This window comes from Brevundimonas sp. (assembly GCF_041911375.1).
In the GTDB taxonomy this organism is placed as follows: domain Bacteria; phylum Pseudomonadota; class Alphaproteobacteria; order Caulobacterales; family Caulobacteraceae; genus Brevundimonas.
Genome location: NZ_JAYRPA010000039.1, coordinates 19336 through 32584, shown reverse-complemented (window position 1 = coordinate 32584; position 13249 = coordinate 19336). Strand labels below are relative to the sequence as shown.

10 protein-coding genes are annotated in these 13249 nt (G+C 69.8%); 6 read left to right on the top strand and 4 right to left on the bottom strand.

What is annotated here, in order from left to right; all coding sequences use genetic code 11:
- From ACE3PU_RS08115 to ACE3PU_RS08105, 3 genes are all read left to right on the top strand, one after another.
- Positions 1-1386, top strand: a 1386-nt coding sequence (locus tag ACE3PU_RS08115) for an ATP-binding protein (protein WP_374388519.1), incomplete at its 5' end; no start/stop codon positions are given.
- Between the two features lie 83 nt (positions 1387-1469).
- Positions 1470-3305: a DUF885 family protein gene (locus tag ACE3PU_RS08110; protein ID WP_374388517.1), complete on the top strand. Its 1836-nt coding sequence runs from the start codon at positions 1470-1472 to the stop codon at positions 3303-3305.
- A 105-nt stretch (positions 3306-3410) separates the two neighbouring features.
- Entirely contained in the window at positions 3411-5210 is a 1800-nt protein-coding gene (locus ACE3PU_RS08105; RefSeq protein WP_374388515.1) for a DUF885 family protein, read from the top strand.
- Between the two features lie 7 nt (positions 5211-5217).
- Here the strand turns inward: ACE3PU_RS08105 and ACE3PU_RS08100 are convergent, their stop codons facing one another.
- Genes ACE3PU_RS08100 through ACE3PU_RS08090 form a run of 3 tightly spaced genes read right to left on the bottom strand, consistent with a single transcriptional unit; the run spans position 5218 to position 7584 of the window.
- Entirely contained in the window at positions 5218-6126 is a 909-nt protein-coding gene (locus ACE3PU_RS08100; protein WP_374388513.1) for an NAD(P)/FAD-dependent oxidoreductase, read from the bottom strand.
- Positions 6123-7229 (bottom strand): DUF1176 domain-containing protein, encoded by a 1107-nt coding sequence (locus tag ACE3PU_RS08095; RefSeq protein WP_374388511.1) that lies wholly within the window; start codon positions 7227-7229, stop codon positions 6123-6125. Before ACE3PU_RS08095 ends, ACE3PU_RS08100 begins: the two co-directional genes overlap by 4 nt.
- 13 nt (positions 7230-7242) lie before the next feature.
- Positions 7243-7584, bottom strand: coding sequence for a DUF2945 domain-containing protein (locus ACE3PU_RS08090; RefSeq protein WP_374388508.1), 342 nt, complete (start codon positions 7582-7584; stop codon positions 7243-7245).
- A gap of 177 nt (positions 7585-7761) precedes the next feature.
- On the opposite strand from ACE3PU_RS08090, the gene ACE3PU_RS08085 reads away from it, so the two are divergent.
- From ACE3PU_RS08085 to ACE3PU_RS08075, 3 genes are all read left to right on the top strand, one after another.
- A complete protein-coding gene (locus ACE3PU_RS08085) occupies positions 7762-8982 on the top strand; it encodes an NADP-dependent isocitrate dehydrogenase (protein ID WP_374388506.1) in 1221 nt (406 codons plus the stop codon).
- Positions 8983-9224: 242 nt separating this feature from the next.
- On the top strand, positions 9225-9794 hold the full coding sequence (locus ACE3PU_RS08080) for a DUF2939 domain-containing protein (protein ID WP_374388504.1): 570 nt from the start codon (positions 9225-9227) through the stop codon (positions 9792-9794).
- A 36-nt stretch (positions 9795-9830) separates the two neighbouring features.
- The gene (locus ACE3PU_RS08075) at positions 9831-10385 is read left to right on the top strand and encodes a DUF2939 domain-containing protein (protein ID WP_374388502.1); all 555 of its coding nucleotides are present in this window, start codon (positions 9831-9833) and stop codon (positions 10383-10385) included.
- 117 nt (positions 10386-10502) lie between these two features.
- On the opposite strand, the gene alaS is transcribed toward ACE3PU_RS08075, so the two are convergent.
- Entirely contained in the window at positions 10503-13148 is a 2646-nt protein-coding gene (gene alaS, locus ACE3PU_RS08070; RefSeq protein WP_374388522.1) for an alanine--tRNA ligase, read from the bottom strand.
- Between the last annotated feature and the right edge of the window lie 101 nt (positions 13149-13249).

Sequence of the window (13249 nt, the reverse complement as noted above, 5' to 3'; positions counted from 1 at the left end):
GGGCCCGCCGCCGCGCGCGACGCCGCCTTCGGCCATCTGTTCGACGCCGCGGGCGTCGCCGAGGCGCGCGCCAAGCTGGCCGCCGGCTCGTCCGGGCCGATCGAGCTGGTCGCGCGCGCCTTTCCGGACAAGGCGCTGCACCTCTATGTCGCGCCCGAGGGCGACCGGCGCCGCATATGGCTGTTCGACGTCTCGTCGCAGAAGTCGATGGAGCTGCAGCTGTCGCAGGCGCAGAAGATGCAGGCCGTGGGCCAGCTGGCCGGGGGCGTGGCGCACGACTTCAACAATCTGCTGACGGCGATCCAGCTGCAGCTGTCGGGTCTGCTGGAACGGCACCCGGTGGGCGACCCCTCCTACGAGGGGCTGAACGAAATTCGTCAGACGGCCATCCGCGCCGCCGACCTGGTCAGGAAGCTGCTGGCCTTCTCGCGCAAGTCGACCGTGCGGCGCGAGCGGCTGGATCTGGGCGAGCTGGTGGGCGAGTTCGCCATCCTGCTGCGCCGCCTGCTGCGCGAGGACGTGCGGCTGGAGACCGACTATGGCCGCGATCTGCCGATCGTGGTGGCGGACAAGAGCCAGCTGGAGACGGCGGTGATGAACCTGGCCGTCAACGCCCGCGACGCCATGCGCGGCCATGTCGAGCCCGGCGCCGGCGTGGTCACCATCCGCACCCGCCGCCTGACCGCCGCCCAGGCCCGGGCGATGGGCTGGGCCGAGGCCACGACCGAGGAGCTGGCGCTGATCGAGGTCGCCGACACCGGGCCGGGCGTGCCGCCCGAGCTGGTCGACAAGATCTTCGAGCCCTTCTTCACCACCAAGGCGGTCAACGAGGGCACGGGCATGGGCCTGGCCACCGTCTATGGCATCGTCCAGCAGGCGGGGGGCCATATCACCGTCGGCAACGCCGAGACCGGCGGGGCGGTGTTCCGCATCTTCCTGCCCGCCGCGGGCGAGGCCGAACTGGCCGAGGTCCAGCCGGTCGAGGTCAAGGTCAAGGCGCCGCGCGACCTGTCGGGCGCCGGCCGCATCCTGTTCGTCGAGGACGAGGCGGCCGTGCGCGGCATCGCCGCCCGCCTGCTGCGCCAGCGCGGCTATGAGGTCATAGAGGCCGCCGACGGCGAGGAGGCCCTGCTTCTGGCCGAGGAGCACGCCGGTCAGATCGACATGCTGATCTCGGACGTCATCATGCCGGGGCTGGACGGGCCGTCGCTGCTGAAGAAGGCGCGGCAGTACCTGGGCGATGCCCCGGTCATGTTCATCTCGGGCTACGCCGAGAGCGACTTCTCGGACCTGTTGCAGGACGAGAAGGGCGTGTCCTTCCTGCCCAAGCCCCTGGACATCAAGACCCTGGCCGAGCGCGTGAAGCAGGAACTGCACGCGGCCTGAGGCGATCCGCCTGTCCCAGATTTCACTTGCGACGGGGGCGGACGAGGGGTCCAGTGTGGCCGTCCACGAGGGGAGCTGTCTTCATGATCAATCGTCGTCGCCTGATGTTCACCGCCGCCGCAGGCGCGGCGCTGGCCGCCTCTGGCCAGGCCCTGGCGCAGGAGGCCGCGGCCGCGCCGGCCCTGACGGGCGAGGCCGCCAAGCTGAACACCCTGATGGACCGCATCTTCAAGGAGATGCTGCTGGACTCCCCCGAAACCCTGACCAGCCTGGGCTTCGACAAGGGGCCGAACGCGGCGATGAAGGCCAAGCTGGACGACCGGTCCCAGGCCAAGATCGAGGCCGACAAGGTCCAGTTCCGCCAGGCGATGGCCGATCTGGCCGCCATCGATCGCGCGGCGCTGCCGGCGCGGTCGGCGGTCTATTACGACACGCTGAAATACTTCGGCGACACGGTCGTCAGCGGCTACGACTTCCCCTACGGCGGCGGCTTCTTCCCCTCGCCCTACACCGTCAGCCAGCTGAGCGGCGCCTATCAGGGCGTGCCCGACTTCCTGGACAGCCAGCACTCGATCGAGACGGCCGAGGACGCCGAGGCCTATCTGTCGCGCCTGGAGGCGTTCGGACCGGCCCTGGACCAGGAGACCGAGCGGGTCCGCGCCGACTTCGCCGCCGGCGCCGTGCCGCCGGACTTCATCATCGCCAAGACGCTGGAGCAGATGGCGGCGATCACCGGCGCGCAGCCGGCCAGTCTGACGCTGGTGGACTCCATCCGCCGCCGCACCGCCGAGAAGAACATTCCCGGCGACTGGGCCGCGCGGGCCGAGGCGATCGTCAACGCGGGGGTCCTGCCGGCGCTGAACCGCCAGGCCGACGTGTTCAAGGCGGCCCAGCCCACCGCCACGCATGACGCGGGCGCCTGGCGCCTGCCCCAGGGCGAGGCCTATTACGACTTCGGCCTGCGCTACTTCACCACCACCAACATGACCGGCGACGAGGTCCACGAGATGGGCCTGGCCCAGGTGGCGGAGCTGAGCGCGCGCGCCGACGAGCTGCTGAAGGCCGAGGGCATGACCCAGGGTTCGGTCGGCGAGCGGATCGCCGCCATGAGCAAGGACCAGCGCTTCATCTATCCGAACACGGACGAGGCCAAGGAAGAACTGCTGGGCAAGCTGAACGAGCAGATCGTCGCCATGGAGGCGCGCCTGCCGCAATATTTCGGACGGCTTCCCAAGTCGCCGGTCCAGGTCAAGCGCGTGCCCAAGGCCATCGAGGCGGGCGCGCCCGGCGGCTATTATCAGGGGCCGGCGCTGGATGGATCGCGGCCGGGCCAATACTACATCAACCTGCGCGACACGGCCGAGTGGCCCAGCTGGACCCTGCCGACCCTGACCTATCACGAGGCGACGCCGGGCCATCACCACCAGATCGCCCTGCAGCAGGAGAACGCCGACACGCCCATGCTGATGAAGGTGCTGGGCTTCTCGGCCTATTCCGAGGGCTGGGGTCTGTACGCCGAGCAGCTGGCCGACGAGATGGGCGCGTACGAGGACGACGCCTGGGGCCGCATCGGCTATCTGCAGTCGCTGATGTTCCGCGCCGCGCGCCTGGTGGTCGATTCCGGCCTGCACGCCAAGCGCTGGAGCCGCGAGCAGGGCATTCGCTACATGGTCGACACGCTGGGCGACCAGGAGAGCGCCGTGACCACCGAGGTCGAGCGCTACTGCGTCTGGCCGGGCCAGGCCTCCAGCTACAAGGTCGGCCACACGAAGTGGGTCGAGCTGCGCGAAGACGCCCGCCGCGACCTGGGCGACAAGTTCGACATCCGCGCCTTCCACGACACGGGGCTGAACGCCGGCGGCGTGCCCCTGACGGTGCTGGAGCGCGTCATCGGCGACTGGAAGGCCACGGTGGCCTGACGGTCGGCCGAGCGGACGCGCCGGTCCGGTCCACGTGTAGAGAAGGACGGCGCCTGGCGCGGCGCCCGTCCGCCCGCCGGCCCGCCAGCCAGCCAGGAAACCGCCATGATCGATCGCCGCCGCTTGATGCTGGCCGCCGCCGCTTCGGCCGCAACCGCCCCAATCCTCGTCCCCACAAGGACGCGAGCGGCGAATGACGCGGACGCCCGCCTGAACGCCTTGCTGGATGGCTGGTTCGACGAGGATATCGAGGCTGCGCCCGAGCGCGCCACCAGTCTGGGGCTGGACAGGGGAGCGCGTGAGGGGCTGGCCGCGCGGCTCAGCGAAGCCGGACCGGACGCGTCTCGCGTCAACCGCGAGCGGGCCCTGCGGCGTTGGGAAACGCTGCGGACGTTCGATCCGACAGGACTGTCCGAAGCCGGCGCCCTGAACCACGCCATTGCAGTCTTCGATCGCGAGACGGCGGCGGAGACGGCGCGCTTCGCCTACGGCGCCGGTCCCGGTTGGGGATCGCCCTATGTCGTGACGCAGCTGACCGGCAGCTATTTCGAGATCCCCGATTTCCTGGACAATCAGCATCGGGTCGAGGACGCCGCAGATGCGGACGCCTTCCTGTCCCGGTTGGAGGCGTTCGCCGGGGTGCTGGACGGAGAGACGGCCAAGGTGCGCGAGGACGCCGGCCTGGGCGTCGTCCCGCCGGACTTCGTCATCGACCGCGCCCTGCCTCAGATCCGGACCCTGCGCGACACGCCTGCCGCCGATATGGCCATGATCCGCTCGCTGGTGCTCAAGGCCGCGGCGGTGGGGCTGGCCGGCTACGACGCCCGTGCTGAGGCCATTATCGACGAGAAGGTCAGGCCGGCCCTGGGCCGCCAGATCGAGGCGCTGGAGGCGATCCGGCCAGCCGCGGTCCATGATGCGGGCGCGTGGCGGCTTCCGGACGGTGCGGCCTTCTACGCCAACGGCTTGAAAGCCAATACGACGACAGGGCTGTCTGCAGCGGAAATCCACGCCCTGGGCAAGGAGCAGGTCGCCGAGATCAGCGCCGAGATCGACGGAATCCTCAAGGCGCAGGGTTACACCCAAGGCACCGTCGGCGAGCGCGTCCAGATGCTGAACCGGCAACCGGACCAGCTGTTTCCCAACACCGACGCAGGCAAGGAGGAGCTTCTGGCCTGGTTGAACGACAGGGTGGCGGCGCTGGAGCCGATGCTGCCGCGCGTCTTTGGCCGGCTGCCGAAATCCCATGTCGAAATTCGTCGCGTGCCGCCGTCGATCGAGGCGGGGGCGCCGGGAGGCTACTACCAAGGGCCCCCGCTGGATGGATCGCGGCCCGGCGCCTACTACATCAACCTCAGAGACAGCGGGAACTGGCCGAGGTTCGCCCTGCCGACCCTGACCTATCACGAAGCGTCGCCCGGGCATCACCTGCAGATCGCGCTTCAGCGCGAGGCGGACGACCTGCCCGGGTGGCGACGCGCCGGCGGCTTTGCCGCCTATGACGAGGGGTGGGCGCTGTACGCCGAAGCGGTCGCGGCGGACGACCTGAACGTCTATGCGGACAATCCGCTGGGCCGGGTGGGTTTCCTGATGTCCTACCTGTTCCGCGCCGTGAGGCTGGTGGTCGACACGGGCATTCATTCCGAGCGGTGGAGTCGCGAACGCGCGGTCGAGTACATGGCCGCATCGGGCGCCAAGCCATTGAACGCCTCAAACAGCGAAATCGACCGATACGCCGTCTGGCCCGGCCAGGCCTGCGCCTACAAGGTCGGCCATACCGTGATCGCCCGATTGCGCGCCGATGCGGAGCGCCAGCCGGACTTCGATCTGCGCAGCTTCCACGACAGGATTTTGAAGGACGGCTCGTTGCCGCTGGCCGTGCTCGAAGCGCGCATGCAGGCCTGACCTGTCTTCAGTCCGCCACCGTCCAGCCGTCCGCCTCTCGCAGGGTGTTGTGGATGTCGGTGGCGGCGACGGCGGCTTCGGCGGTCGCGACGGCGATCTGGTTGAGGCCGCGCACCACGTCGCCCGCGGCCCACAGGCCGGGCAGGCTGGTGGCTTGGTGCAGGTCGACCACCAGCCGGCCGTCGGCGGCCAGCCGGGCACCCAGGTCACGCGCCAGTTCGGCGTTGGGCGAGGTCCCGAGCGCCGAATAGATCAGGTCGAAGGCGCGGCTCTGGCCGCCCCAGCCCAGGGCGGTGACGCGATCCTGTTCCAGGTGCACCGCCTCCAGCGGGGCCGCGATCACCTCCACCCCCAGCCGGGCCATCTCGCCGGCCTGGGTCAGCTTGTCGGCAGGGCCGATGTGGATCAGGGTCACGCGGTCCGAATAGGTGCGCATGAAGGCCGCTTCGCGCGCGCCCTTGTCGCTGTCGCCCAGGACCGCCACCGCCTTGCCCGTGGCCTCGTAGCCGTCGCAGATCGGGCAGATGCGGACCAGGGCCCGCTGCACGGCGCGCTCCACGCCGGGCAGGTCGGGATGATGGTCAACCACGCCGGTCGCCAGCAGCACCGCCCGCGTCCGGATCCGCTCGCCGTCGATCACGGCGACGAAGGCGTCTTCGTCACGCATGAGACGCTCGACCCGGCCGGGACGGATCTCGGCGCCGTATTCCAGCGCCTGTTCGCGCATCCGCTGCAGGATGTCGGGACCCGAAACGCCGGCGGGGAAGCCGGGCATGTTGTGGCTGACGGGGATCCAGCAGGCGCGCGGCTCGCCCGCGTCAACCACCAGGACCCGTCGGCGGAACCGGCCCAGATAGGTGGCCGCCGTCAGGCCCGCGGGGCCGGCGCCGACGATCAGGATCTCGGGCGCGTTCATAGGCTGCGCCACAGGGTGGGCCACAGGTCCGCAGGCACGCCGGCGCAGTCGCGCATCTCGGACTGCTCTGCCAGGGCGAAGCCGCGCCCGTTCCAGACCCAGCGCTGGGCGATGCCGCAGTCGCCTAGACCTCGCCCCTTGTTGAAGCCCGAGAGGCTGCGCGTGGCGGGGTCGTATTCGGCGTTGACCACCGTGTCGGTGGTTCCGCCCTCGGCGACGGGCAGGGCGGCCGGGGCGGGATCCGCGCCGCCCGGGCCCGTCACATAGACCGACAGGCCCAGATTATAGGCCCCGGCGAAACACGGCACGGCCCACAGCTCGCGGTCCTGCGTCAGACGGGCCGACAGCACGGCCTTCTGGACATTGTCGTTCCAGGCCGTCTCCTGGCGGCAGGTCTTGACCGAGGCCAGGGCCTCGACCGACGCCGGCAGGGTCTGGCCCTCGTCGCCGAAGCCGGCCTGGTCGACGGCGGGGCCGGCCGTGACGCGGGGCAGCTCAGGCGGGCGGGTCGAGGCGGGACGGTCGCCGACCCGGACCAGGGCGTTCGGCGTCTCCAGCCGGCCCTGCCGCTCGTCGATCCAAAGCATGGTCGCCGCGGCGCCGGCCAGGGACAGGGGAACGGTCTGGCCTCCCGCGGAGATCGCGGCGGTCTTTCCGGCCGCCAGGGCGCGAACGATCGTCGTGGCGTCGGCCGCGGCGACGCGACCCATCGGCCGGTCCGCGTCCTCCATCCTGCGGGTCGTGAACCGCTGGCCGTCGATGGTCAGCGCCAGGGGCGCCGTGGGCGACAGACCGTCGGCGCCCGGCGACCACAGGCCGATCACGACGTCGGGCGCCGCGTCGGCTTCGGGCGCCAGGCTCAGTCGCAGCCAGCCGGCGTCCGGCTCGGTGGAGGGGGCGAAGGCGACACAGGCCGCGCCGTTGTCGCAGGTCGCCCGCCAGTCCCGGAAGGCGCGCTGTTCGGGCTGGGCGGAGAGGACCGGGGAGGGCGCGGCGGGAGCGGCGGGGGCGGCCGGCGACCCGGCGGGCGTCGCCGCATCCTCGTGACCGCTGCAGGCCGCCAGAAGGACAGCCGCCGCCGCCAGGGTGGTCCATCGCCGCATCCGTCCGCCTCCCTCAGGCCTTGCGCAGTTCGTCCGGCTTGTGCGCGGCGCGGGCGCCGGTCTTGCCGCTCTCGACGATATACTCCGGATGGTCCTTGGACGCCGCCGCCTTGTGGCCCTTGATCATGGTCGGCTCGGTGATCTTGCGCACCACCTTGCCGGTGGTCGTGCCCTGGCTGTGGTCCCAGCGGACCTTGTCGCCGGCCTTGAAGGTCTTGTCGGTCATCGGTTGCTCCGCGTGTCTGGCGTCATGCTCAGCGAGCAGCCGCCGCATCAGTTCCGGATCGACCACGGCCGGCGGTTCCAGGAACGCCACGATCCAGCGGTCCAGAAGTTCAGAATTCTCATTCTTCATCGACGCCACGCTCCCGTACCAGTGGGGCGCAACCAACCCGTCGCCGGCGCGGCGGTTCCACCGGGCGGGCCGCCGTTTTGCGGCAGGGTTAAAGGTGGTCGGGGTTTGCGCCGCCGCGCCCGGCGGCTATATCGCCGCCACGACATTCCTTCCCCAGAGCAGAGGCGGACGCATCCCATGGCCAAGATCAAGGTCGAGAACCCCATCGTCGACATCGACGGCGACGAAATGACCCGCATCATCTGGCAGATGATCAAGGACAAGCTGGTCTTCCCGTTCCTCGACCTCGAGCTGGACTACTACGACCTGGGCATGGAGAACCGCGACGCCACCGACGACCAGGTGACGATCGACGCCGCCCACGCCATCCAGAAGCACGGCGTCGGCGTGAAGTGCGCCACCATCACCCCGGACGAGGCCCGGGTGAAGGAGTTCGGCCTGAAGAAGATGTGGAAGTCGCCGAACGGCACCATCCGCAACATCCTGGGCGGCGTGGTCTTCCGCGAGCCGATCATCTGCTCGAACGTGCCGCGCCTGGTTCCGGGCTGGACCCAGCCGATCGTCGTCGGCCGCCACGCCTTCGGCGACCAGTACAAGGCCACCGATTTCCTGATGCCGGGCGCCGGCACCCTGTCGATCAAGTTCGTCGGCGACGACGGCCAGGTGATCGAGCATGAGGTGTTCAAGTCGCCGTCGGCCGGCGTGGCCATGGGCATGTACAACCTGGACGACTCGATCCGCGACTTCGCCCATGCGTCGTTCGGCTATGGCCTGGCGCGCAACTATCCGGTCTATCTGTCGACCAAGAACACCATCCTCAAGGCCTATGACGGCCGCTTCAAGGACATCTTCCAGGAGGTGTTCGACGCCGACTACGCCGAGGAGTTCAAGAAGCGCGGCCTGACCTATGAGCACCGCCTGATCGACGACATGGTCGCGGCCGCGATCAAGTGGTCGGGCGGCTTCGTCTGGGCGTGCAAGAACTACGACGGCGACGTGCAGTCGGACATCGTGGCGCAGGGCTTCGGCTCGCTGGGCCTGATGACCTCGGTGCTGATGACCCCGGACGGCAAGGTGCTGGAGACGGAAGCCGCCCACGGCACCGTGACCCGCCACTACCGCCAGCACCAGAAGGGCGAAGCGACGTCGACCAACTCCATCGCCTCGATCTTCGCCTGGACGCGCGGCTTCAAGCACCGCGCCAAGCTGGACGGCAACACGGCGCTGGATAACTTCGCCGACACGCTGGAGAAGGTCGTCGTGGACACGGTCGAGGCCGGCTACATGACCAAGGACCTGGCGCTTCTGGTCGGCGACCAGCAAGGCTGGCTGACCACCGAGGGCTTCCTCGACAAGGTCGCCGAGAACCTGAAGGCCGCCCTGCCGCAAGCGGCCTAGGGTCAAGCCCTCAGCTAGCGAAGCGCGGTAGGACGCCAACACGTCCTTAAGCAGCGCGAAGCGCGGTAGGAGGCCAACACGTCCTCAAGCAGCGCGAAGCGCGGTAGGACGCCAACACGTCCTCAAGCAGCGCGAAGCGCGATAGGACCACCAAGAATGAAGCCCCGCCGGAGCCATCCGGCGGGGCTTTTCGTTGCGCACTCCACTGGGCCGTGCATGAATGGCCGCGGGGGAGTGCAAGCGTGAAGAAGCTTTTCGGCAATCTGGTCCTGGCGGTGATCGTCCTGGCCGTCATTTCCTTCTTCGCGGCGCCCGCCGTGGCCTTCTTCGCCATCCGCTCGGCCGCCGAGGCCGGCGACGTGCAGGGTCTGGCGCGGCTGATCGACTTCACCGCCGTGCGCCAGTCGATTCGGCCCCAGCTGCAGGGCCGGCCCGAGGCGCTGGCGCCGCCGCCGGCCTTTCTCGAGGATCCGATCGGGGCCCTGCGTCGTCAGTTCGAGGACAATCCGATCATCCGCCCGCCCAGCGTCGACGTCTATCTGACGCCCGCCGCCCTGGCGGCCCTGACGCGGGGCGAGGGCCGGGCGGCCGACCGCTGGTCGTCCTCGACGCCGCCGCCCGTGGCGGACAAGATCCGCAAGCCGTGGCCCCGCCCGGCCTACTGGGGCGTCAACCGCGCGCGGGTGTCGGTCGCCGACCCGTCCGGCGCGCGCACCGTCTTCACCTTCGAGCGGCGCGGGCCCTTCGAATGGCGGCTGGTCCAGATCGGACTGCCGCCCGCCGCCGCTGTCGCCACGCCGTCCGCCGGCTGAACCGTTTCACCGCCCAGGCCGTTTTCCGGAGTCGTCATGCGTCGCAAGTTTCTGATCGGCCTGGCCGTCGCCGTCGTGGCCGGTTTCCTGATCGCCTGTTTCGTCTCGCCCTTCGTCTCGGCCCAGGCTCTGATCCGCGCGGCGCGCACCGGCGACGAGGCCGGGCTGGAGCGCCACGTCGATTTTCCCGCCTTTCGCGAAAGCCTGAAGACCGAGCTGAACGCGCGCGCCGCCGTGGAAATCCGCGAGCGGGCGGGCGACGATCGCGGCCTGGCCGCCTTGGGCATGCTGCTGGCCCCCAGCCTGGTGGAGGGCGCGGTCGACAGCTTCGTCACGCCCCAGGCCATCGCCGCCATGGTCCGCTCGGCCGAACGCCCGGAGCCCGAACAGCCGGCTCCGCCCGAGGACACGCCCGCCGCGCCCAAGGACAAGGTGCGCCAGGCTTGGGCCTATCGCGGAATGAACACCTTCGCGGTGACCCTGACGCGCGAGGACCAGCCCGACGAGGCGCTGGTCCTGATCATGACCCGTCGGGGGCCGTTCGGCTGGAAGCTGTCGGGCGTCGACCTGACCCCCGATCCGATGGCCTGACCCCTTTCCCACTGGGAAGGGGTGAGGGCCGCAGCGGTGCGAACCGGCTCACCGTCCGACCCTCATCCGACGGGCTCCGCCCGGTCACCTTCTCCCGGCGGGAGAAGGAACCGGTCGTCAGCCTAGCGCCGCGCGCACCGCCGCCAGGCCGTCCTCGGCCTTCGATCCGTCCGGGGCGCCGCCTTGAGCGAAGTCCGGCTTGCCCCCGGCGCCCTGGCCGCCCATGGCCAGAACGGCGGCGCGGGCCAGGTCGGCGGCGTTGACCTTGCCGACGACGTCCGAAGTCACGGCGACGGTCACGGCGGCCTTGCCGTCGGTCACGCCGATCAGGGCGACGACGCCCGAGCCGACCTGCTTGCGGAAGTCCTCGGCCACGCCGCGCAGGCCCTTGCCGTCGACGCCGTCCAGCACGCGGGCGATCAGCTTGACGCCGCCGATCTCCTCCGGCGCGGCGCTCGCGCCCGAGCCGCCGCCCAGCGCCAGCTGCTTCTTCAGTTCGGCGACCTGCTTCTCCAGCGCCTTGACCGAGCCGGTCAGGGCCTCGACGCGCGCCGGCACGTCGGCGGGCTGGATCTTGAAGTCGCGGGCCAGGCCGCGCGCGACCTTGGCCTGGCCTTCCAGATAGAGGCGCGCCGCCTCGCCGGTCAGGGCCTCGATACGGCGGACGCCCGCGGCGACGCCGGTTTCCTGCACCACCTTGAACAGACCGATGTCGCCGGTGCGGGCCACATGGGTGCCGCCGCACAGCTCGACCGAATAGGGCGCGTTGTCGCTGGTCAGCGACCGGCCCAGGGTCAGAACGCGGACCTCGTCGCCGTACTTCTCGCCGAACAGGGCGATGGCGCCGGCCTCGATGGCGTCCTGCGGGGCCATCAGCTTCGTCTCCGCCGGGACGTTCTGGCGGATCACGGCGTTGACCTCGGCCTCGATGGCGGCCAGTTCGTCCTCGGTCACCGGGGCGCCGTGGCTGAAGTCGAAGCGCGCGCGCTCGGCGTCGACCAGCTGGCCCTTCTGCGCCACAGCGGCGCCCAGCACATTCTTCAGCGCCGTGTGCAGCAGGTGGGCGGCCGAGTGGTTGGCGCGCGTGGTGCGACGCTTTTCGGCGTCGACCAGCTGGGCCGCGCGGGTTCCGACTTCCAGCTTGCCGGCCGTGATCTGGGCGGTCAGCACGTGCAGGTCGCCGGCGTGCTTCTTGACGTCGATCACCTCGGCGTCGCCGCCGGGCCATTCGATCGTGCCGTGGTCGCCCGCCTGGCCGCCGCTCTCGGCGTAGAAGGGGGTGGTGTCGAACAGGACCTCGACGATGTCGCCGGCCTCGGCGGCCTCGACCGGCTGGCCGCCGTTCATGATGGCCAGGACCTCGCCCGAGCCCTCGATGGCGTCATAGCCGTTGAAGACGGTCGGCCCCATCCGGTCGCGGATGGCCAGCCATTCGCCGGTGTTGGCCGTCTGGCCCGAGCCCTTCCAGTGTTCGCGCGAGCGCTGGCGCTGCTCGGCCATGGCGGCCTCGAAGCCGTCGACATTGACCGAGAAGCCGCGACGACGCGCCTCGTCCTGGGTCAGGTCCAGCGGGAAGCCGTAGGTGTCGGACAGGGTGAAGGCGGTCTGGCCGTCCAGCATGTCGCCGGGACGGAAGCCCTGCACCGCCGTGTCGAACAGGGCCATGCCCTTGGACAGCGTGGTGCGGAAGCGGACCTCTTCCTGCTTCAGCGTGTCCTCGATGAAGGGCTGGGCGCGCTTCAGTTCGGGGTAGGCCTCGCCCATCTCGTTGACCAGCGTAGGCACCAGGCGGTGCATCAGCGGATCATTGGCGCCCAGAAGGTGGGCGTGGCGCATGGCGCGGCGCATGATGCGGCGCAGGACATAGCCCCGGCCCTCGTTCGACGGCGTGACGCCGTCGGCGATCAGGAAGGACGAGGAGCGCAGGTGGTCGGCGATGACGCGGTGGCTGGGCGCGCGCTCACCCTCGGCCTTGGTCGAGGTGGCGTCTTCCGAGGCCGCGATCAGGGTCTTGAACAGGTCGGTCTCATAGACCGAATGCACGCCCTGCAGCACGGTGGTCATCCGCTCCAGTCCCATGCCGGTGTCGACGCTGGGCTTGGGCAGTTTGCGGACGATCTGGTCGTTTTCCTTCTCGAACTGCATGAAGACGTTGTTCCAGATCTCCACGAACCGGTCGCCGTCCTCGTCCGGGCTGCCGGGAGGGCCGCCGGGGACGCTGTCGCCGTGGTCCCAGAAGATCTCGGTGCAGGGGCCGCAAGGGCCCGAGTCGCCCATGGCCCAGAAGTTGTCCGAGCCGGCGATGCGGATGATCTTGTCGTCCGAGAAGCCGGTGACCTTCTTCCAGATGTCGAAGGCCTCGTCGTCGTCGATGTAGACGGTGACCAGCAGGCGGTTGGGATCCAGGCCGAAGTCCTGGGTCACCAGCTTCCACGCCCGGTCGATGGCGTGTTCCTTGAAATAGTCGCCGAAGGAGAAGTTCCCCAGCATTTCGAAGAAGGTCAGGTGGCGGGCGGTGTAGCCGACGTTGTCCAGGTCGTTGTGCTTGCCGCCGGCGCGCACGCACTTCTGGGAGCTGGTGGCGCGCAGGTGGGGCGGCGTGGACGCGCCCGTGAAATAGTCCTTGAACGGCACCATGCCCGCGTTGACGAACAGCAAGGAAGGGTCGTTCTGGGGCACCAGCGGAGCCGAGTGCACCTTCTCGTGGCCGTCGGCCGCGAAATAGTTCAGGAAGGTGGAGCGGATCTCGTTCAGGCTGGGCATGGCTTTGAAGGGCTTCAGGCGCTGGGCTTTGAGGGAACAGGCCATATAGGGCGTGACGCCGCGGGAAGCCACGTGTTTTGCGCGTCCCGCGCCCCCGCTAT